Here is a 19,111-nt window from a genome sequence, read left to right as displayed (position 1 = left end):
TCCGCCGTCATTGCGAGGAGCTCTTGCGACGAAGCAATCCAGACTGCTTCCGCGGAAAGACTCTGGATTGCTTCGCTTCGCTCGCAATGACGAGGAGAGAGTTGTCAGCGGAGAAACTATCCTCCCACCGCGCCCTGCGTATTCACATACAGCGCGTAGATCGACTGGCTCGCCGCCATGAACAGGCGGTTGCGCTTGATGCCGCCGAAGCAGAGATTGGCGCAGCGTTCGGGCAGCGCGATGCGGCCGATCATGATGCCGTCGGGCGCGAACACGACCACGCCGTCGAGCTCGGGATCGCCCATGCCCCAGCCGCACCAGAGATTGCCGTCGATGTCGCAGCGCATGCCGTCAGGCGTGCCGGGACCGGCATCGATGTGAACGCGCTTGTTGGAAATCGTGGTGCCGTCGGCCGAGACGTCATAGGCCAGAATCTTTCGGTTCGGCACACCGCGGGATTCCACGACATAGAGGATCTTCTCGTCGGGCGAGAAGCACAGCCCGTTCGGACCGAGCACGCCCTCGGCGACGATGGTCGCCTTGCCCGTTGAGGGATCAAATCTATAAACGTTCGGATCGATCTCAGGCTCGGCCTTGTAGCCCTCGTAATTGCCGAGCAAGCCGAAAGTCGGATCGGTGAACCAGATCGCGCCGTCGGATTTCACCACGACGTCGTTCGGCGAGTTCAGCTTCTTGCCGCCAAACGAGTCCATCAGCACGGTGATCTCACCGTCATATTCGGTGCGGGTGACGCGGCGACCGCCGTGCTCGCAGGTGACGAGCCGGCCCTGGCGGTCGCGCGTGTTGCCGTTGGCGAAATTCGAAGGTTTCCGGAAGTCCGAAACCGCGCCGGTCTCTTCCTCCCATTTGATGATGCGCTGGTTCGGAATGTCGCTGCACAACAGATAGCGCCCGTCGCCGAACCAGACCGGACCCTCGGCCCAGCGCAGGCCGGTTGCCAGCCGCTCCACCGCCGACAGCTTCAGCCAGTATTTTTCGAAGCGGGGGTCCAGTGCTTTTATCGCCGGATCAGGGTAATAGGTCGCCGGCCGCCAGCCTTGCGGCCGTTCGTGGGTGTGGGACGATGCCTCATTCATGTCGGTTCTCTCGTTTCGTTCCCTCTGGACAATGCTGCTATCATTAGAGACACGTGACCGCAAATCGGTCACCACAGACGAGGAAACATATGCCGCGCATCTTGATGACGGGAGCTTCGGGCGGGATCGGAACGCGTCTGCGGAAACTGCTGCCGCCGATCTATCCGGACCTGCTGCTCAGCGACATCCGCCCGCCCAAGGATCTCGGCGCGAACGAGCAGTTCAAGGCGGCGGACCTGTCCGACCTCGCGCAATGCGAGGCGCTCTGCGAGGGCGTCGACGGCATCATCCATTTCGGCGGCTATTCGGTCGAAGGCCCGTGGGACGACATCCTCCAGGCCAACATCATCGGCGGCTACAATCTGTTCGAGGCCGCGCATCGCAAGGGCGTCAAGCGCGTCGTGTTTGCTTCGTCCAATCACGTCGTCGGCTTCTATCCGCGCCACCACAAGATCGGCACCGATGTCACCGTGCGCCCCGACGGCCGCTACGGCGTCAGCAAGGTGTTTGGCGAGGCGGTCGGCGCGCTCTATGCCGACAAGCACGGGCTGAAGGTCACCTGCATCCGCATCGGCAATTGCGACGAGCGGCCGCTCGACCATCGCCGCATCGCGATGTGGCTGAAGCCGGAGGATCTGGTGCAGCTCTGCCAGATCGGGCTCGAACATCCCGACATCCATTTCGAGGTGTTTTATGGCGTCTCCCTGAACGAGCGCGCCTGGTGGGACAATCACCGCGCTTACGAATTCGGCTATCGCCCCATCGGCCGCTCCGAGGATCATGTGGCGCACGCGATGGCCGAGCAGGCCAAGCTGAAGCCTGATCCAATTGCCGAACATTACCAGGGCGGCTCGTTCGCCAGCCTCGAGTTCGACGGCGATGCGAGCCGCATCATCGACTGGAACAAGCGGTAGGCGAGACAGCAAAGGCGTCTCCGCAGCGGAGGTCCGCTCCCTCGCCCCGCTTGCGGGGAGAGGGGGACTCTTCGCGGGAACGGTGGCCGTTGGACTTGCAGCCACTCACCACGTCATTGCGAGCGCAGCGAAGCAATCCAGAATCCCTCCGCGGAAGCACTCTGGATTGCTTCGTCGCAGGGCTCCTCGCAATGACGTGTTGAAGGAGCGCTGGGCGCTGGCGGGCACATGACGCGTAGCTCCTGTTGATGTAGATCAACGTCGCCATGGGCATCATCTGGCTCTCGATCTGTACGATCGCAATTCGAGAGCCACGATAATGAATTTCAAATTGTCAGCCGTCCTCATGCTCGTGACGATCGTGCTGGGAGCGATGTCAGCACCGGCCCGAGCCGCAGCGCTCAGCGAAGCCGAGGCGAGATTCCTCGATCAGCTCGTCACCGCATCCGTGGTGCTGGAGCAACGATGCGACGGCTACGAAGTCGACGGTAGCGGCGGCGTTCAACTCGGCGCCCGGCTGCTCGGCAGCCCTGAGGCGGCGATGGCCATGATCGACGCCTATGCTGCTGCGATCAAGGCCCGCGATGGCGAGAGCTACGATCCCGCTAAATTCCGTGCCGAGGTGTCGGAGGCGGCCGGCAAAACGTTCAGACGGGTCCGGACGGACTTGATCAGACGCCCGAAAGGCGCTTGCGCCGACTACGGCGATGCCAGCGTAGATCACCATCTGCTGAGACGGTACTGAACCTGCGTTTGGTTTGTCGCGTTCTGACAGGCGCACGCGCCAGGGCCGGTGAGAGCAATAGCTGGGTTTGGAGGCTGCGGGTACTGCAGCCGTCGTGTAATTCGACCGGCTTTACCTCCTGGGCTCAGGTGTCGAGCACCTCGCGCACCTTGGCAGCGAGCTCCTCGATGGTGAAGGGTTTGCCGAGCACGGCCACGCCGTCGTTCACCAGACGGTTGTGGAGCACCGCGTTCGGGGTATAGCCCGTCGTGAAAAGAACCTTGAGATCCCCTCGGCGTCGAAGCGCTTCTTCAGATAGTTTGGCTCCATTTGTGTCCGGCATGACGATGTCGGTAAATAGCAGGCGCACCTGAGGGTTCTCGTCCAATAGCTGAAGCGCGACCTTTGCACCTTCTGCCTCGATCACGCGATAGCCCAGCTCTGTCAACGCGTCGACGCTGAACTGTCGTACCGCTGGCTCGTCCTCGACCACCAGGATGAGTTCCTGACGATCACCGTTGGGCAGCGATGCGACGGCCTTTTCCTTGAAAGCAGGCTCTTCCGAGCCGACCAATCTCGGCAGGTAGACCTTGAAGGTCGTGCCCTCGCCCGGCTCTGAGTATATCTTGACGTGCCCGCCCGACTGTTTGACGAAGCCGTAGACTTGGCTGAGACCAAGGCCAGTACCTTTGCCGACCGCCTTCGTGGTGAAGAAGGGGTCGAACGCCTTCGCGATCACATCCGCGGGCATGCCGGATCCAGTGTCCGTGACCGCGATCAGCACATATTGGCCTGCCAGCGTGCCTGGTTCGCTCGCCACATAGCGATCGTCCAAATGCGCGTTGTGCGTCTCGATGGTGAGCCGGCCGCCATCCGGCATGGCGTCACGGGCATTGACTGCGAGGTTAAGAAGGACGTTTTCCAGCTGGTTCGCGTCCGCTGCAATACGCCAGACGCCGGCACCAAGCACCGTCTCCAACCGCACGTCGCTGCCGAGTGAGCCGCGTATGAACTCCGACATGCCCGAGACGAGCTTGTTGATGTCGATCGGTTGGGGATTCAACGGCTGTTGTCGGGAGAAGGCAAGGAGGCGCTGCGTCAGCAGTGCGGCGCGGCGCGCACCGTCGGTGGCGGCCTCGAGATAGCGCTTTGCCCGCGGGTCGATCTCGACCATGCGACGTTTCAGAAGATCGAGTGAGCCCATCACGATGGACAACATATTGTTGAAGTCGTGGGCGATGCCGCCCGTGAGATGCCCGACGGCTTCCATCTTTTGCGCCTGCCGGAGGGCCTCCTCGGCGGCTCTCAACGCTTCGGCCTGCTCCTTCTGACGATGGATGTCACGACCGATGCAGTGGAAAGCACCCTTGCTTGCGGTGACGGACCAAGCGATCCAGCGATAGGTCCCATCCTTCGAAAGGTAGCGATTCTCGAATTCGCCAGATTCCCCCTCTGCGAGCTTGTCGGCCCAGACGCGTGAGCCTTCGACGTCGTCGGGATGGATGAACTGGGTGTAGGACCGCTCCACGATCTCAGCTTGAGGCCAGCCCAGCAGCGCTGCCCAAGCCGGGTTGACCTCTCGTATGGTCGAGTCAAAGGCAACAACAGCGACCAGCAGATTCGTCGCACTCCATAGCTGGTTCCGCTCTTCCGTCCGCTCCTCAACGAGCTGCTCTAGCTCTTCGCGAGACCGGGCAAGAATCTCCCGTGCGGCAACCATGTCATCGATGTCGGTACAGGTGCCGTACCAGCGCAAGATCGCGCCGTCTGCGTCGCGCACCGGCTGCGCACGTCCCAGCACCCAGCGGTACTGCCCGGATCGGTGACGAAGCCGATATTCGATGTGATACGGTTCGCCGGTTTCCAGGCAGTGACGCCAGCGGGACCAGGCTTCCTCTTGATCGTCAGGGTGGAACATCCCGTTCCAGGCTTCGCCATCAGTCGAGCCCTGAGGCACACCAGTGTATTCGTACCAGCGCTGATTGTAGAAGTCGTGGAATCCGTCGGGTCGGGTTGACCAGATCATTTGATCGATCGAATTTGTGATCGCCGCGGCTTTGGCTTCGCTTTCGCGCAGCGCAGTTTCGGCGAGCACCTGCGCGGTGGTCTCTGCGACGGCGCAGAACATCCCCATGACCTCGCCTGTCGCATCCCGGACCGACGAATAGGAAAAGGTGAACCAGGTTTGCTCGTCGAAGCCGCGGCGGTTCATGACGAGCGGCAGGTTCTCCTGCCAAGTTGCTTCGCCAGCCATTGCTTTTTGGACCAAGGGCCAGATATCGTCCCAGATCTCAGCCCAGATGTCCTGAAAGCGCTCGCCGAAAGCAGCTGGATGCTTGCCGGCCAGGATTTCAGCGTAAGCGTCATTGTAGATGAAACCCAGTTCGGGGCCCCAAGCCACGAACATCGGAAATTTGGAGTCGAGCGCGAGGCTGACAACCGATTGAAGCGTTGTTGGCCAGCTCTGGGGTGGGCCGAGGGGCGATCGTGACCAATCACAGGAGCGCATGAGCGCTGCGACGGGTGGGCCTCTCTCTAGCGGCTGTGCGGTAGCCATCGCATTCTCGTGTGAGCTGCTGCCCGGTCGACTTTGGTCATGCAAGGAACTCGATCAATTCGCCATAGGTTCGTCATCATCATACACTGAGACCGATCCAGCTGAAATTGAGATTGCTTTGCACGGGAAGGTGCTCCCCTCGGGCCTCTCATCAGCATTCGACCTTGGGATGCGGCAACTAAGAGCGTCTTCCCCGCACTGACACAAAGGTTCCAAGTCTCGGAAAGTCGCGAGCCTAGGAAAATTGTCTATGCGCCCATGAAGGCGAGCCGCCTCTCATTTATCAAGATGCCCCTGGCGTTCAGCTGCCTCGCCCGCAATCCTTCCCAGATAATCCTCCTTGCTGAATTGCATGTGGTCCACGCACAGCTGCGCCAGCGCCCAGCTGTCGCGGCCCTTCAGAAGCTCGATCATCAGCTCGTGCTGGCGCCGCGACTGCGCGAGTCCCTCGGGGTCGGCGAGATTCTTCGCGCGCATCGGCAGCGTCAGGCTCATGTAGTCCTGGAGCGAGCGCACGAGATAGGGATTGCCGCAGGCTGCGAACAGCGCGACGTGGAAGGCGTCATTGGCTTCGTGGATGCCGCGCAGGTCGCGGATGTCGGCCTTTGCGCAGTACTCGCGTTGCAGGGCGGAGAGCTCGTCGATCAGGCTTTGCGGTGCGGGCAGGGGGATCATCAGCGCGGCCTGCCGGGTCAGCATCTCCCGCACCTCGTAGATCTGCCGGACTTCGTCGGCCGAGTAGAACCGCACGGTGGCGCCGACGTTCTTCTCGCGGCGGACGATGCCGCGGCGCTCGGCATCCACCAGCGCCTGGCGCACGAAGTGCCTGGAAGTGCCGTAGCGCGACATCAGCGCGTCTTCGGTCAGGCGCCCGCCCGGGGGCAGGCGGCCGAAGATGATGTCCTCCTCCAGCCGAGCGACCACGTCGTCCGGATCGTCGCGCCTGATAGCCATGGCGTCTGCGGTGCGAATGTCGGACATGCCCTCGGCCTCCGGCGCCTCGCCGGTCTGCCTTGTGGAGCAGGGAGAACTCGGATTGTCAATAATTTGGGTCAGCAGGCGGCGTTAGAAGCCAGAAAGGGCGACGATGTACCCCAATCTTATTGACAATCAGGGGGCAGCCTGTACCACAATGGCGACTTGAGGAGTGGCATGATGACGAGTGGTTTGCGCAAGGGTCTGACGAGCTATGGCGATGCCGGCTTCTCGCTGTTCCTGCGCAAGGCGTTCATCAAGGCCATGGGCTATTCCGACGATGCGCTGGAGCGCCCGATCGTCGGCATCACCAACACCTATAGCGATTACAATCCCTGCCACGGCAACGTGCCGCAGATCATCGAGGCCGCCAAGCGCGGCGTGATGCTGTCTGGCGCGATGCCGTTCGTGTTCCCGACCATCTCGATTGCCGAGAGCTTTGCGCATCCGACCTCGATGTATCTGCGCAATCTGATGGCGATGGACACCGAGGAGATGATCCGGGCCCAGCCGATGGATTCGGTGATCGTGATCGGCGGCTGCGACAAGACGCTGCCGGCGCAGGTGATGGCCGCGATCAGCGCCGACCTGCCGACGGTGGTCATCCCCGTGGGGCCGATGGTTGTCGGCCATCACAAGGGCGAGGTGCTCGGCGCCTGCACCGACTGCCGCCGCCTCTGGGGCAAGTATCGCGCCGGTGAGATCGACGATGTCGAGATCGAGGCGGTGAACGGCCGCCTCGCGCCGTCGGTCGGCACCTGCATGGTGATGGGCACGGCCTCGACCATGGCCTGCATGATCGAAGCCATGGGCCTGTCGCTGCCGATGAGCGCGACGATCCCCGCGCCACATGCCGAGCGCTTCCGTCTGGCGGAAGCCAGCGGCCGGGTTGCCGCCGAGATGGCCAAGTCCAAGGGGCCGAAGCCGAGCGAGTTCTTGACGCCGGCCTCCTTCAAGAACGCGCAGGTCGTGCTTCAGGCGATCGGCGGCTCGACCAACGGCCTGATCCATCTGACCGCGATGGCGCATCGCTCGCCGCACCGGCTCGATCTCGAAGTGTTCGACCAGATCGGCCGCGAAGTGCCGGTTCTGGTCGATCTCAAGCCGTCAGGCGAGCATTATATGGAGCACTTCCATCACGCCGGCGGCGTGCCGAAATTGCTGGCGCAGCTCGGCGATCTCGTCGATCTCGATGCCAAGACCATCACTGGCGAGAGCCTGCGCGATGTCGTCGCGAATGCGGAAGACGTGCCCGGCCAGGACGCGATCCGTCCGCGTAGCAATCCGATCAAGAAGGAGGGCGGCCTTGCCGTCCTGCACGGCAATCTCGCGCCGCGCGGTGCCGTCATCAAGCAGTCCGCAGCAAGCCCCAAGCTGTTGCAGCATACGGGCCGTGCAGTGGTGTTCGAATCCGTCGAGGACATGACCTTGCGGGTCGACGATCCCGAGCTCGACGTGACCGCCGACGACGTGCTGGTGCTGCGCAATGCCGGCCCGAAGGGCGCGCCTGGCATGCCCGAGGCGGGCTATCTGCCGATCCCGAAGAAGCTTGCGCGCGGCGGCACCAAGGACATGGTGCGCATTTCGGATGCGCGCATGAGCGGCACCGCGTTCGGCACCATCGTACTTCACATCACGCCGGAATCCGCCGTCGGCGGACCGCTGGCGCTGGTCAGGAACGGCGATATGATCCAGCTGGATGTTGCGAAGCGCAGCATCGAGCTTCTGGTCGATGCCGCCGAACTCGAGCGGCGCCGTGCTGCCTTGAAGCCGGCCGCTGGGCCTGAGGAGGCACGGCGGGGTTACGCCTGGCTTTTCAACGAGACCATCATGCAGGCCGACGAGGGCTGCGATTTCGATTTTATGCAGAGGGCTGGGAAGCAGACTGAGAAGGGGTGATCAACCACCCGAACGAACGCCCAGACCGCATAAGCGGCGGGCGATAAAACAGGGGGAAACGATGATTGCACGATCCATGTGTGGGTTGGTGGCTATTGCCGCCGCACTTTTCGTCACCGGGGCCGCGGCACAGGAGGTGAAGCATTATCGCTTTGCCTATGACCAGCCGCGCAACACCGGCTATTCCATCGCGGGTGACCTCTTTGCCGACAAGCTCAAGGAATTGAGCAAGGGCACCATGATCATCGATCAGTATCCCGGCGCGCAGCTCGGGCAGGAGCCGCAGGTGCTCCAACTGGTCAAGGCCGGTGACGTCGAATTCTCGATCGTCTCCTCGGCCAACACCGCGACAATCTCGCCGCAAGCTGGCGTCATGTCGCTGCACTATCTGTTCCGCGACGAAAACCACGTGATCAAGGGGCTCGCCGACCCCAAAGTGTTCGAAGCGCTCAAGACCATGATCGACGAGACCACGCAGGGCCTGCATGTCATCGGCACGGGTTCGCAGGGTGTGCGCCACATGTACTCCAAGAAAGAGATTCACAATGTCGGCGACATCAAGGGCCTGAAGATCCGCGTGCAGGCGACGGCGACCGAGGACACCATGTTCCCGGCCTATGGCGCCCAGACCGTGCACATGCCATTCGGTAGCGTCTACACGAGCTTGCAGACCGGCGTCGTCGACGTCGCCGAGAACAGCATCAACGTCTACCTCGTCAACAAGCACTACGAGGTGGCGCCGGTGCTGAACATCACCGAGCACGAGGCCAACAACGCGCTGGTGTTCGTCTCCGACAAGCTCTGGCAGAGCCTCTCGGCCGAACAGAAGGGCTGGGTGCAGACCGCGGCCAACGAGGTTAGCACCAAGGAGCCGGCGAAGGCGTTCGACCTCGAGCGGGCCGCGGCCGAGAAGCTGAAGAAGCTGGGCGTCAAGGTCGTCGACAACGTCGACAAGAAGAGCTTCGCGGCGATCGCCGATCCCTATCTCGACAAGCTCGCCAAGGAGCTCGGCCCCCACGCCGAGAAGATCAAGAATTTGATCCGGTCGATCAACTAGACCTGATGCCGAAAGACGGTGCGCCCCCTCTCCCGCTTGCGGGAGAGGGCAGGGGAGAGGGTGTCACCGCAATGGGATGCTTCCCCGGAGGAAAGAACCCTCACCCGCGTCGCTTCGCCATAGCCGAGGCTTTGCCTCGGCGTGTCTTAAAGATACGGCCGCCGCAGGCGGCCTGTGCTCTCCCGCAAGCGGGAGAGGTGTAGCCAACCCGCAGCCGGAAGCAACAATGCCCATCGCCGACAAATTGCTCGTTCAGCGCCAACGCCATTTGAAATGGCGCTGGCTCGACTGGCTCGAGCTTGCGCTGATGATTCTCTGCGGCGTGCTCTGCTTCGGCTTCTCGCTGTCGGTGACCGCCGACATCGTCACCCGGACCATCGGCCATCCCTGGCTTTGGCTTCAGGAGGTTACATCGACGCTGTTCATCTACGCGATCTTCGTGGGGACGGCGGCCGCGACGCGGCGCAACGATCATCTCTATCTCACCGCGATCTCCGAGGCGCTGCACGGCACGTCGCGGGTGATCGTCGAAATCATCATCCGCATGGTCGTGCTCGGCGTCGCCTTCTGCTTGATCTGGTACGGCTATCAGAATTATCTGCGCGGCTTCGGCAGTTTTCGCCTGCCGTCGGGCACGCCGATCGCCTCGCTCTACGCGATCATCCCGCTGTCCGGCGTGCTGATCGGCCTCTTCACCATCGAGCAACTCGTCAACGGCCTGCGCAACGGCTTTGATCATCCCGAGCCGCCGGAGGAGGACGCAGCCCCAATCGTCACCGAAGCACAAATGAGGGCGCAGCCGTGAGCGCACCCATTGTCCTGGCGTTGATGTCGATCTGCTTCCTGTCGTTCGGCTATCTCGGCGTGCCCGTGCCGTTCTCGCTGATGGCGGGCGTATTCATCGGCGCGCTGCTGTCGGATGTCTCGCTTGCCGCGATCATCCAGAAGATCTTTGACGGCCTCGATTCCGAGGCGCTGCTGGCGATCCCGTTCTTCCTGCTGGTCGGCGAGCTCATGAGCTCGGCCAATGTGGTGGTGCGAATAGCCAATCTCTCGGTGTCGCTGGTCGGGCACATCAGGGGCGGTCTGTCGCAGGTCGTGGTCGTCTTCAGCATGTTCTTCTCGGAAATGTCGGGCTCGACCACCGCAGACGTTGCCGTGATGAGCCGCGCGCTGGGCGGCCCGATGAAGCGCGAGGGCTACGAGCCCGCCTTCATTGCCGCGATCATCGCATCGGCCTCGACCATCGCCGCACTGGTGCCGCCGAGCATCACGGCCGTGGTCTATGGCGCCGTCGGCAACGTCTCGATCGCCGGCCTGTTCATGGCGGGCGTCGTGCCCGGCCTGATGATCGGCTTCGGCCTGATGATCTACTGCTATTTCTTCGGCCCGTCCGGCCTGCGCAAGCCGCGCGCCCCGCTGCGGCAGGTGGTGTTCGCGGCCGGCGATGCAGCCTTGCCGCTGATGATTCCGGTGATCCTGCTGGGTGGCATTTTGACCGGCTGGTTCACGCCGACGGAAGCCGGCGTCGTCGCCGTGGTCTGGATCATCCTGGTCGTGATCCCCGCGCTCAACCGCGGCCATATCAGAAAAATTCCTTACGATTTCTGCCTCGCAGGCCTGATCTTCTCGCTGCCGCTGATCACCATCGGCGCCGCCAACGCCTTCGGCTGGATGCTCGCTTATCTGCGCGGCGCCAGTTACATCGCCGACATCATCACCTCGATCGCGGGCAATGATCCGCATCTGATCATGCTGCTGATGGTGCTGCTGTTCACCGTGGTCGGCGACTTCATCGAGCCTGTGCCGACCATCATCATCTTCATGCCGCTGGTCAACACACTGACCGAGGCCGGCGACATCAACGGCGTCCACATGGGCGTGGTGCTGATCGCCACGCTCGCCTTCGGCCTGATCACGCCGCCCTACGGGCTCGTATTGCTGATGGCGTCAAAGTTCGTCGGAGTCAGTTTTGCCAAGGCGCTGCGCGCGGCGCTGCCGATCTATGTCGTGTTCTTCGCCACCATTGCGTTCACGATCTATTTCCCGAGCGTGGTGCTGTGGCTGCCGCAGAAAGTGCTGCCGGAATCGGTCGGCTGCTTCAAGTCGCCGGCGGGGACGGGTTACATCTGTCCTAAGTAACGAGTTGCTCGATACGCCACTGCGCTGTTTCGTGGACGTAGCGAAACGGCGTGCCGTGGCTATTCTTGAAGTAACTGCCGGATAGCGCGTTGGCCATTCCCTGCATCACTGCGTCATGGCAGACGAACAGGAAATGGTCGGCGGGATGCCGGTCCAGCCACCCGGAGACGCAAGCCAGCGACCGTTCGGTCATGGCGTCCCAGCCTTCACCGTCGGCGGGCAGGATCGAGACGAGGCCAGTCGCGGAAGTGACGCCGTGCCTGATCATGAGGTCGCGGACGGGAAGGCCCTCGAAGCTGCCGAAATCGAACTCGATGATGCCGTCGTCGATCGTCAGCGGCGCCGAAATCGCGTCCGCGATGATCTCGGCCGTTCGCGCCGCGCGCATCAAGGGGCTTGCGACGATACGGCTGACGCCGATACCGCGCAACATGCTCGCTGCCTCGTGCGCTTGCCGCAGACCGTCCTCGTTCAGCGGATTGTCGGTCCGCCCCTGAAAGAGTCCCTGCCGGTTCCAGTCGGTCGCGCCGTGGCGCAGGCCGCAGAACGAGCGCGATGGAGAAAGCCGGGTCACTTGCCCTTGCTCGTGAATTTCTTCACGGCGGCGCGAAAGTCTTCGGTGTTCATCGCCATGATGATCTTGTGCTCCTCGGCATCGAGCTGCTGTTTTACGGGCGTGCTGGCAGCCTGATAGACCAGCGATTTGGTGCCGGCGATCGCGGCCGGCGGGTTCTGTGCGAGGCGCTCGGCGAGTTGTCGTGTGGCTGCTTTCAACTCTGCGGCGGGAACGGTCTTGGCGACGAGGCCCCATTCACAGGCCTGCTGCGCGGTAAAATTATCCTCGGCCAGAAAAATCTGCAGCGCGCGGCGCGAGCCGACCGTGCCGACGATTCCGACCGTCGAGCCGCCGTCGGGCGACACGCCGATCTTGGCATAGGCTGGCGTGAACTTGGCATCATCAGCGGCGATGCAGAGGTCGGTGACGAAGGCGAGGCCCATGCCGGCGCCGGCCGCCGAGCCGTGCACGCTCGACAGCGAGATTTTTGGCATCCGCCGGATAATCTCGATGAAGGAATGATAGTGCTTGAGGAGTTCGCCGACGACGGGCGTCACCGTGTTGGCCTCAGCCGCCGCACCAATCGTCTGAAGATCGCCGCCGGCGCTGAAGGCGCGGCCTTCGCCTTCGATCACCACGACCCTGATGGCGTCATCGCCTTCGATATGGGCCGCGAGCTGCTCGAGCTTTTGCGCGATCGCAAGGTTGATCGAGTTGAACGCGGCAGGGCGGTTGAGCGTGATGGTCGCGATCGGGCCGTCGATCCGCAGCAGGGCGGGATCATCGGGCTGGGAGACGGGAGCCGGCATCTGAGTAATCCCCGGCATGAGGTCGTTCGTGCAACTAAATCGCAGAAGGCGAGGGGAAACAATCCCCGCTGACTCCCTTGCGCAAGCCGGAACGATAGGCTCAAATGGACCTGCCTTTGTTGAGGGACGGACACGAGCGCCGGCTCCTCCTGGGCAAGCCAAGCCAGAATCAGCGAGAGAGGAGACGACATGGGTGACGCTCGTGTCTCCGAAAATGGGCTATTCCAATGAGTGACGGTCCGGTGATCATCGTCGGTGCCGGTCATGCTGGCTACCAGGTCGCGGCATCCCTGCGCCAGGCGGGCTTTTCCGCGCGCATCCGCCTGATCAACGACGAGGCGCATCTGCCCTATCAGCGGCCGCCTTTGTCCAAGGCCTACATCAAGGGTTCGTCCGGGCCGGAAAGCCTGATGTTCCGGCCGGAGAAATTCTACCACGACCAGACCATCGAGCTGATCGCGGGCCGGGCCGTGTCGATCGATCGCGCGGGGTGCAAGCTGCTCCTCGCCTCCGGCGAGATGCTGCCCTACGGCCATCTCGTACTGGCGACGGGCGCGCGCAACCGGCTGCTCGATCTGCCCAATGCCAATCTGCCCGACGTGAAATATCTGCGCATCCTCGACGACAGCGAGGCGCTGCGAAAGATCATGGCGTCGAAGGCGCGGGTCGTGGTCATCGGCGCCGGCTTCATCGGCCTCGAATTCGCGGCTACCGCGCGGATCAAGGGCCTCGAGGTCGACGTGCTCGAGCTCGCCCCGCGCGTGATGGCGCGTGCAGTGACGGCGGAGGTGTCGGAGTATTTTCAGGCGCGGCATCGCGAGGCCGGCATCCGCATTCACCTCGGTGTGCAGGCAACCTCGATCGAGGCCGAGGGCGGCAAGGTCACCGGCGTCTCTTTAAGCGACGGACGGCATCTGCCGGCCGATCTCGTCGTGGTCGGCGTCGGCGTGCTGCCGAACATCGAGCTTGCGGCCGAGGCGGGTCTGCCGGTCGCCGCCGGCATCATCGTCGACGAATATCTTGCGACGGCCGATCCGAACATTTCCGCGATCGGGGATTGCGCATTGTTCGCGAGCCCCCGCTTCGGCGGATCGCTGCGGCTGGAATCGGTGCAGAACGCGACTGATCACGCCCGCTGCCTCGCGGCGCGGCTGACCGGCGACAAGAAGCCCTACGACGGCCATCCCTGGTTCTGGAGCGACCAGGGCGACGACAAGCTCCAGATGGCGGGGCTCACCACCGGCTACGACCGCGTCGTGCTGCGCGGGAGCCGTGCGAAGCAAGCTTTCTCGGTGTTCTGCTACAAGGGCGACGAACTGCTCGGCATCGAATCCGTCAACCGCGCCGGCGACCACATGTTCGGCCGCCGCCTGTTCGGCATGGATCGCTCGATCACGCCGGAGCAGGCCGCGGATGAAAGCTTTGACCTGAAGGGCGCGCTGGCTTGATCTCTTCTCCCTCGCCCCGCAAGCGGGGCGAGGTGAAGAAGGCGCGCCGCTCTACAATACAGCCGCAACTTCCGCCGCCGTCGGCATCGACGGTCCCGCACCCATCCGCTGCACGCTGATCGAGGCAGCGGCGTTGGCGAAGGCGAGGGCGGTGCGCAACGCGACGCCCTCGGCCAGCTGCGAGGCGAGTGCGCCCACAAAACAATCGCCCGCGCCCGTGGTGTCGACGGCCTTCACGGCGCGCCCCTGCACCGCAAATTCCTCGCTGGCAGCGAGCGTCAGCACGCCGCGCTTGCCGAGCGTGATGCAGATGGTCTGGTCCGCGCGCGCCTGAAGTTTTCGCGCGACATCGATGATCCGCGCGGCCTCGTCGCCGTCGGAGAGCTCCACGCCGGCGAGGAAGCCAAGCTCAGTCTCGTTCAGCACGAGGATGTCGACCAGCGCGAGCAGCTCGCCGGACATTTTTTGCGCCGGTGCGGGGTTGAGCAGCGTCGTCGCGCCTGCACGACGTGCGCGCTGGAAGAACGCGGTGATCGTCGGCAGCGGAATCTCGAACTGGCTGACGGCGACATCGCCCTTCGCCAGCGGAACGTTGGCGACGTCATCCGCGCCGACCAGCGCATTGCTGCCTGGGATGACGACGATGGTGTTGTCGGACTCCGCGACGGTGATGATCGCGGTGCCGCTGTGCGTGTCGGCCTCACGGACGGAGTCGAGACCAACGCCCTGCGCGCCGAGGAATGTCCTCAGCTCAGCCCCAAAGGAATCCTTGCCAAGCCGCCCGATCAGCGTGGTCCTCGCGCCCAGCCGCGCGGCCGCGACCGCCTGGTTCGCGCCCTTGCCGCCCGGAAAATACAGCACCTGCTTACCCGAGACGGTCTCGCCGACTCTGGGGTGGCGATCGGCGGTCGCCACCACATCCATGTTGATGCTGCCGGCGACGAAGACGCGCCCCATAATATGCCCTCTAGAGCATGATCCGGAAAAGTGTGAAGCGGTTCTCCGAAAAGATCATGCTCAAACAAAGAATCCCTAGACCCTGACCTCGAACTCGTGCCTGACTTTGGCGATGTCCACAAGGGTCGGCAGCCCGGCCTCGTTGCCGAGCCGCTGGATCTTGAAGGTCGAGGCCGCGCGGGCAAAATCAAAATGCTCGCGCCAGCTTTTGCCGGGATGGGCCAGATACGAATAGATGTAAGCGCCGTGGAAGACGTCGCCGGCGCCGTTGGTATCGATCACGCGCTCGCGCGGGATCGGCATTGCCGGCATGGTCTCGACGGTGCCCGTCTCGTTGTACCAGAGCAGGCCCTTCTCACCCATGGTGATGCCGCCGATCTTGCAGCCTCGGCCCTTGAGGTAATCGAGCATCTTTTCCGGCGTGAGATCCATCTGCTCGCACAGCCGCTCGGCGACGATCGCGACGTCGATATATTCCAGCAGCTCATGCGTGTTGGTGCGCAGGCCGCCGCCGTCGAGCGAGGTCAGAATGCCGGCCTCGCGGCAGACTTTTGCATAGTGGATCGCGGCATCGGGCTGGTGGCCGTCGATATGCAGTGCGCGGCAGCCGCCGAGATTGAGCATCGGGAACGGATGAATGTGCTCGTCGTCGCGGCAGCGGACGATGGCGCGCTTGCCGTCCTTGGGCATGATGAAGGAGAGCGACGACTGGTTCACCTTCCGCCCGTGCAGCGAGATGGCGTATTTCGCGCACATGTCCATGAACATGCGGCCGAGCCAGTCGTTGGCCGCGGTGGCGACGAGATCGGGCACGATGCCGAGCTTGGCGCAGCAGAACGCCGCCGTCACCGCATTGCCGCCGAAAGAGACCGCGTAGTCGGTAGCCACGTGCTTCTCGTCGCCGGTCGGCATGTGGTCGGTGATGAAGACGACGTCGATATAGGTCTGTCCGATAAAGAGAGCCTGCATTGGTTGTCCGTGATGCGCTGGGTGGTCCCGGCCGGCGGCCTACTCTAACACCGGTTCCGCGCAGAGAACGCGGAAATTATTCGTAAAACCGTCACGAGGTGCTTGAGGTCGGCATGGGGCCGGAATACGACGATGACAGGGCAATGCCAAGCCCGGACAAATGCCGTTTTTGGCCGGTGTTCCAGGTCCATAAAAAGGGGGGAATATGATCACCGGCCTCGATCACATCGTCGCCCTGGTTCAGGACATCGGCGCCGCGAAGGCGGCCTATCAGACGCTGTTGGGGCGCGCGCCGGCCTGGCAGAATTCCGGCGAGGGCGCCGACCGCGTGCTGTTCACGCTTGCGAACATGACGATCGAGCTGATGGCGCCGAACGGCTTCAGCGTGGCCGCTGACCGGATGCGGGTGCTGCTCGATGACCGCGAGGGCGTGCTCGCCAGCCTGTGTTTTCGTGTCGCAGACATGGGCAAGATGCACCGGCGGCTGGATCGGGTGGCGCTGAAGCCGGATCCCGTCGCCGAGGTCGAGAGCGGCGACGCCGCGAGCGGCGCGGCCCTGCACTGGAAACGCACACGCGCCGCGACCGAATTGACGCGGGGGGTGCGCATGTTCTTCCTCGAGCTTGCGGAGGAGCGACCCATATCGGTCGCGACCGACATCGCGCCGATCGACGCGCTCGACCATGTCGTGATCACCACCGAGGATTCCGAGCGCGCTGCCGCACTCTATGGTGCGCGGCTCGGGCTTGATCTCGCGCTCGACCGCTCGCACCAGGATTGGGGCCAACTGATGTTCTTCCGCTGCGGCGACCTGATCGTCGAGGTGGTGCGCCGTCCCGTGGCGGGCGGCGACGTCGCGCATGACCGTCTCTGGGGCCTGAGTTGGCGCGTCGCCGACATCGACGCCACCCGCGCCCGCCTGATCGCTAGCGGCCTCGACGTCACCGAAGTGCGCAACGGCCGCAAGCCGGGTACGCGCATCATGACGGTGCGCAACGGCACCTGCGGCATCCAGACCGTGCTGCTGGAGCGCTCGCCGAAGCCGGTGGACTGAGGAAACGTACGGTATCGTGTCCCGGACGCTCTGCAGCGCACCGCTGAAGAAGCGCCGCGCTGCGTCCGGGGCACGAGATCGTTCTCAAACGCCCGCCCGCGTGTTACACGCGTTTAGTGAGCACTCAGCGAGCACCCGGTTTGGCGAAGGCACAGGCAAAGCGAACTCTGAAATGGCAGCGCGATCCCGAGGGGATGCGGCTGCGCATTCTCGAAGCCGCGAAGCAGGAATTCTCCACCCATGGGCTCGCCGGCGCCCGCGTCGACCGCATCGCGGCCAAGGCCGGCGCCAACAAGCGCATGCTGTACTACCACGTCGGCAACAAGGACGAGCTGTATCTGGCGGTGCTCGAAGGCGCCTATGACCAGATCCGCAGCGAGGAGCGCGGGCTCGATCTCGAGCATCTCGATCCGCCCGAGGCCATCCGCCGCCTGATCGAGTTCACCTGGAGCTACTTCCTGCGCAACCCCGAGTTCCTGTCGCTGCTGCAGACCGAGAACCTCGCGCGCGCAAAACACCTGAAGAAATCGACCAAGGTGAAGTCGATGCACTCGCCCTTCGTCGAGATGATCCGCACCGTGGTGCGGCGCGGCGTTGACAGCGGCGACTTCCAGGTCGCGGTCGATCCGGTGCAGCTCTATATCTCGATCGCGGCGCTCAGCTTCTTCTATCTCTCGAATTCGGCCACGCTGAGCGTGATCTTCGGGCGCGATCTCTTGGACACGAAAGCCAAGGACGAGCGGCTTTCGCATATGTCGGGACTGGTGCTGGCCGCGCTGACGGGGCGATCGGTGGCGCTGTTCGAGATCGCCAAGGCGCCGAAGTCGCGCGCGGCCGTGGCGCAGACGGTTTAGCCCTTAGCCCGGGTGGTCTCGTGCCCCGGACGCAGCGCAGCGCTCTTGCGGTGCGCTGCAGAGCCGGGGCCCCATGCAACTGCGGAGTACGACGTCTCTGGGTCCCGGCTCAGCGCAGCAACGCTATAGGGCGTTGCAGCGCGTCCGGGACACGAGAGCGTCGATTCCGCCGGTCGCCAAAAAGCCCCGGAACCTGCACAAAACGTCACAGGGAATCCTCTGGACAGTATTTATCCAATCGGTTAATTTCTCCCCGAACGAACAAGAATACCGGGAGTGAGACGTGGCTGAATTGAAGCCGCAGAGTGCGGTGTCAAAGGTGCTGAACGCGGCCTGGGTGCGGCCGTTTCTGTTCCTCGTCTTCATTGTCGTGGCCTGGGATCTCGCGATCCGGCTGTTCAAAATTCCCGCCTACCAGATCCCGTCGCCGGGCGATGTCCTTGCTGTGCTGCGCACCGACTGGCCGGAACTGCTGCGCCAGTCCTGGCCGACCACCTATGCGACCGTCTGCGGCTTTATGCTCTCGGCGCTGTTCGGCATCCCCGTGGCGATGCTGATCGCGGGCTCGAAGACGGTGGAGAGCTACGTCTATCCGCTGCTGGTGTTCTCCCAGTCCGTGCCGAAGATTGCGATCGCGCCGCTGTTCGTGGTCTGGTTCGGCTTCGGCATCATCCCAAAGGTGATCTCGGCGTTCCTGCTCGGCTTCTTCCCGGTGGTGGTCTCGGCCGTGCAGGGTTTCAAGTCCGTCGACCCCGACATGGTCGATCTCGCCCGCGCCATGCAGGGCAGTCGGTTCCGGGTTTTCCTCGCGGTGAACCTGCCGCATGCGCTGCCCGCGATCTTCTCCGGGCTCAAAGTGTCGGTGACGCTCGCCGTGGTCGGCGCCGTCGTCGGTGAGTTCGTCGGCTCCAATTCCGGCATCGGCTACGTGATGCAGCGCTCGATCGGCACGTTCGACCTGCCGACGATGTTCGCGGCGCTCGTCATTCTCGCTCTGCTCGGCGTGATCCTGTTCTGGATCGTGGACCGGATCGAGAAGCTGGTCATTCCCTGGCATGTCAGCCAGCGCGAGGACGTGATTTTCGCCTCTTAACTCAAG

The 19,111-nt window shown here is 63.4% G+C and carries 17 protein-coding genes; 10 read left to right on the top strand and 7 right to left on the bottom strand.

Going from position 1 to position 19,111, the window contains the following annotated elements; genetic code table 11:
- Positions 1 to 116: 116 nt before the first annotated feature.
- On the bottom strand, positions 117 to 1,097 hold the full coding sequence (locus IVB29_RS06210; protein WP_247502519.1) for an SMP-30/gluconolactonase/LRE family protein: 981 nt from the start codon (positions 1,095 to 1,097) through the stop codon (positions 117 to 119).
- An 89-nt stretch (positions 1,098 to 1,186) separates the two neighbouring features.
- Here IVB29_RS06210 and IVB29_RS06205 point away from each other — a divergent pair, with 89 nt between their 5' ends.
- Together IVB29_RS06205 and IVB29_RS06200 are read left to right on the top strand one after the other, a co-directional pair.
- A complete protein-coding gene (locus IVB29_RS06205) occupies positions 1,187 to 2,011 on the top strand; it encodes an NAD(P)-dependent oxidoreductase (protein WP_247502518.1) in 825 nt (274 codons plus the stop codon).
- Positions 2,012 to 2,330: 319 nt separating this feature from the next.
- On the top strand, positions 2,331 to 2,756 hold the full coding sequence (locus IVB29_RS06200) for a hypothetical protein (protein WP_247502517.1): 426 nt from the start codon (positions 2,331 to 2,333) through the stop codon (positions 2,754 to 2,756).
- A 124-nt stretch (positions 2,757 to 2,880) separates the two neighbouring features.
- Here IVB29_RS06200 and IVB29_RS06195 read toward each other — a convergent pair whose 3' ends face one another.
- Both IVB29_RS06195 and IVB29_RS06190 read right to left on the bottom strand, forming a co-directional pair.
- Positions 2,881 to 5,142, bottom strand: coding sequence for a hybrid sensor histidine kinase/response regulator (locus IVB29_RS06195; RefSeq protein ID WP_247502516.1), 2,262 nt, complete (start codon positions 5,140 to 5,142; stop codon positions 2,881 to 2,883).
- 426 nt (positions 5,143 to 5,568) lie between these two features.
- Positions 5,569 to 6,273, bottom strand: coding sequence for a GntR family transcriptional regulator (locus IVB29_RS06190; protein WP_247502515.1), 705 nt, complete (start codon positions 6,271 to 6,273; stop codon positions 5,569 to 5,571).
- Positions 6,274 to 6,447: 174 nt separating this feature from the next.
- Between IVB29_RS06190 and IVB29_RS06185 the strand changes: the two genes are divergently transcribed.
- From IVB29_RS06185 to IVB29_RS06170, 4 genes are all read left to right on the top strand, one after another.
- Complete coding sequence (locus IVB29_RS06185) at positions 6,448 to 8,166, top strand: IlvD/Edd family dehydratase (RefSeq protein WP_247502956.1); 1,719 nt, start codon at positions 6,448 to 6,450, stop codon at positions 8,164 to 8,166.
- A gap of 61 nt (positions 8,167 to 8,227) precedes the next feature.
- Positions 8,228 to 9,223 carry a TRAP transporter substrate-binding protein gene (locus tag IVB29_RS06180; protein WP_247502514.1) on the top strand — a complete coding sequence of 332 codons (996 nt, stop codon included), beginning with the start codon at positions 8,228 to 8,230 and terminating at the stop codon, positions 9,221 to 9,223.
- 226 nt (positions 9,224 to 9,449) lie between these two features.
- Positions 9,450 to 10,028 carry a TRAP transporter small permease gene (locus tag IVB29_RS06175; protein ID WP_247502513.1) on the top strand — a complete coding sequence of 193 codons (579 nt, stop codon included), beginning with the start codon at positions 9,450 to 9,452 and terminating at the stop codon, positions 10,026 to 10,028.
- Positions 10,025 to 11,365 carry a TRAP transporter large permease gene (locus IVB29_RS06170; RefSeq protein ID WP_247502512.1) on the top strand — a complete coding sequence of 447 codons (1,341 nt, stop codon included), beginning with the start codon at positions 10,025 to 10,027 and terminating at the stop codon, positions 11,363 to 11,365. The genes IVB29_RS06175 and IVB29_RS06170 overlap by 4 nt, the downstream gene beginning before the upstream one ends.
- Here the strand turns inward: IVB29_RS06170 and IVB29_RS06165 are convergent.
- Both IVB29_RS06165 and IVB29_RS06160 read right to left on the bottom strand, forming a co-directional pair.
- Entirely contained in the window at positions 11,358 to 11,939 is a 582-nt protein-coding gene (locus tag IVB29_RS06165; protein ID WP_247502511.1) for a histidine phosphatase family protein, read from the bottom strand. The genes IVB29_RS06170 and IVB29_RS06165 overlap by 8 nt on opposite strands.
- Complete coding sequence (locus tag IVB29_RS06160; protein ID WP_247502510.1) at positions 11,936 to 12,730, bottom strand: enoyl-CoA hydratase-related protein; 795 nt, start codon at positions 12,728 to 12,730, stop codon at positions 11,936 to 11,938. The genes IVB29_RS06165 and IVB29_RS06160 overlap by 4 nt, the downstream gene beginning before the upstream one ends.
- A gap of 227 nt (positions 12,731 to 12,957) precedes the next feature.
- Here IVB29_RS06160 and IVB29_RS06155 point away from each other — a divergent pair, with 227 nt between their 5' ends.
- Positions 12,958 to 14,178, top strand: a complete 1,221-nt coding sequence (locus tag IVB29_RS06155; protein WP_247502509.1) for an FAD-dependent oxidoreductase — start codon at positions 12,958 to 12,960, stop codon at positions 14,176 to 14,178.
- Positions 14,179 to 14,229: 51 nt separating this feature from the next.
- Here IVB29_RS06155 and rbsK read toward each other — a convergent pair whose 3' ends face one another.
- A complete protein-coding gene (gene rbsK, locus IVB29_RS06150) occupies positions 14,230 to 15,135 on the bottom strand; it encodes a ribokinase (protein WP_247502508.1) in 906 nt (301 codons plus the stop codon).
- Positions 15,136 to 15,210: 75 nt separating this feature from the next.
- Positions 15,211 to 16,104 (bottom strand): sugar kinase, encoded by an 894-nt coding sequence (locus IVB29_RS06145; RefSeq protein WP_247502507.1) that lies wholly within the window; start codon positions 16,102 to 16,104, stop codon positions 15,211 to 15,213.
- Positions 16,105 to 16,309: 205 nt separating this feature from the next.
- On the opposite strand from IVB29_RS06145, the gene IVB29_RS06140 reads away from it, so the two are divergent.
- The 3 genes from IVB29_RS06140 to IVB29_RS06130 all read left to right on the top strand — a co-directional run bounded on the left by IVB29_RS06140 (position 16,310) and on the right by IVB29_RS06130 (position 19,105).
- A complete protein-coding gene (locus tag IVB29_RS06140) occupies positions 16,310 to 17,158 on the top strand; it encodes a VOC family protein (RefSeq protein ID WP_247502506.1) in 849 nt (282 codons plus the stop codon).
- Between the two features lie 194 nt (positions 17,159 to 17,352).
- A complete protein-coding gene (locus IVB29_RS06135; RefSeq protein ID WP_247502505.1) occupies positions 17,353 to 18,012 on the top strand; it encodes a TetR/AcrR family transcriptional regulator in 660 nt (219 codons plus the stop codon).
- A gap of 283 nt (positions 18,013 to 18,295) precedes the next feature.
- A complete protein-coding gene (locus tag IVB29_RS06130) occupies positions 18,296 to 19,105 on the top strand; it encodes an ABC transporter permease (protein WP_247502504.1) in 810 nt (269 codons plus the stop codon).
- The last annotated feature ends 6 nt before the right edge of the window (positions 19,106 to 19,111 follow it).

The organism is Bradyrhizobium sp. 1, assembly GCF_023073315.1.
Taxonomy (GTDB): Bacteria; Pseudomonadota; Alphaproteobacteria; order Rhizobiales; family Xanthobacteraceae; genus Bradyrhizobium.
Note: the sequence above shows the minus strand (reverse complement) of the source record. Positions and strands in the feature narration are given on the sequence as shown.

What these genes read in the sequence shown, in the direction of transcription:
- IVB29_RS06200 (WP_247502517.1), top strand. Translation starts at nt 2,331, where the DNA reads ATGAATTTCAAATTGTCAGCCGTCCTCATGCTCGTGACGATCGTGCTG.
- IVB29_RS06155 (WP_247502509.1), top strand. Translation starts at nt 12,958, where the DNA reads ATGAGTGACGGTCCGGTGATCATCGTCGGTGCCGGTCATGCTGGCTAC.
- IVB29_RS06205 (WP_247502518.1), top strand. Translation starts at nt 1,187, where the DNA reads ATGCCGCGCATCTTGATGACGGGAGCTTCGGGCGGGATCGGAACGCGT.
- rbsK (WP_247502508.1), bottom strand. Translation starts at nt 15,135, where the DNA reads ATGGGGCGCGTCTTCGTCGCCGGCAGCATCAACATGGATGTGGTGGCG.
- IVB29_RS06190 (WP_247502515.1), bottom strand. Translation starts at nt 6,273, where the DNA reads ATGTCCGACATTCGCACCGCAGACGCCATGGCTATCAGGCGCGACGAT.
- IVB29_RS06175 (WP_247502513.1), top strand. Translation starts at nt 9,450, where the DNA reads ATGCCCATCGCCGACAAATTGCTCGTTCAGCGCCAACGCCATTTGAAA.
- IVB29_RS06135 (WP_247502505.1), top strand. Translation starts at nt 17,353, where the DNA reads ATGCGGCTGCGCATTCTCGAAGCCGCGAAGCAGGAATTCTCCACCCAT.
- IVB29_RS06185 (WP_247502956.1), top strand. Translation starts at nt 6,448, where the DNA reads ATGACGAGTGGTTTGCGCAAGGGTCTGACGAGCTATGGCGATGCCGGC.
- IVB29_RS06195 (WP_247502516.1), bottom strand. Translation starts at nt 5,142, where the DNA reads ATGTTCGTGGCTTGGGGCCCCGAACTGGGTTTCATCTACAATGACGCT.
- IVB29_RS06180 (WP_247502514.1), top strand. Translation starts at nt 8,228, where the DNA reads ATGATTGCACGATCCATGTGTGGGTTGGTGGCTATTGCCGCCGCACTT.
- IVB29_RS06210 (WP_247502519.1), bottom strand. Translation starts at nt 1,097, where the DNA reads ATGAATGAGGCATCGTCCCACACCCACGAACGGCCGCAAGGCTGGCGG.
- IVB29_RS06145 (WP_247502507.1), bottom strand. Translation starts at nt 16,104, where the DNA reads ATGCAGGCTCTCTTTATCGGACAGACCTATATCGACGTCGTCTTCATC.
- IVB29_RS06140 (WP_247502506.1), top strand. Translation starts at nt 16,310, where the DNA reads ATGATCACCGGCCTCGATCACATCGTCGCCCTGGTTCAGGACATCGGC.
- IVB29_RS06160 (WP_247502510.1), bottom strand. Translation starts at nt 12,730, where the DNA reads ATGCCGGCTCCCGTCTCCCAGCCCGATGATCCCGCCCTGCTGCGGATC.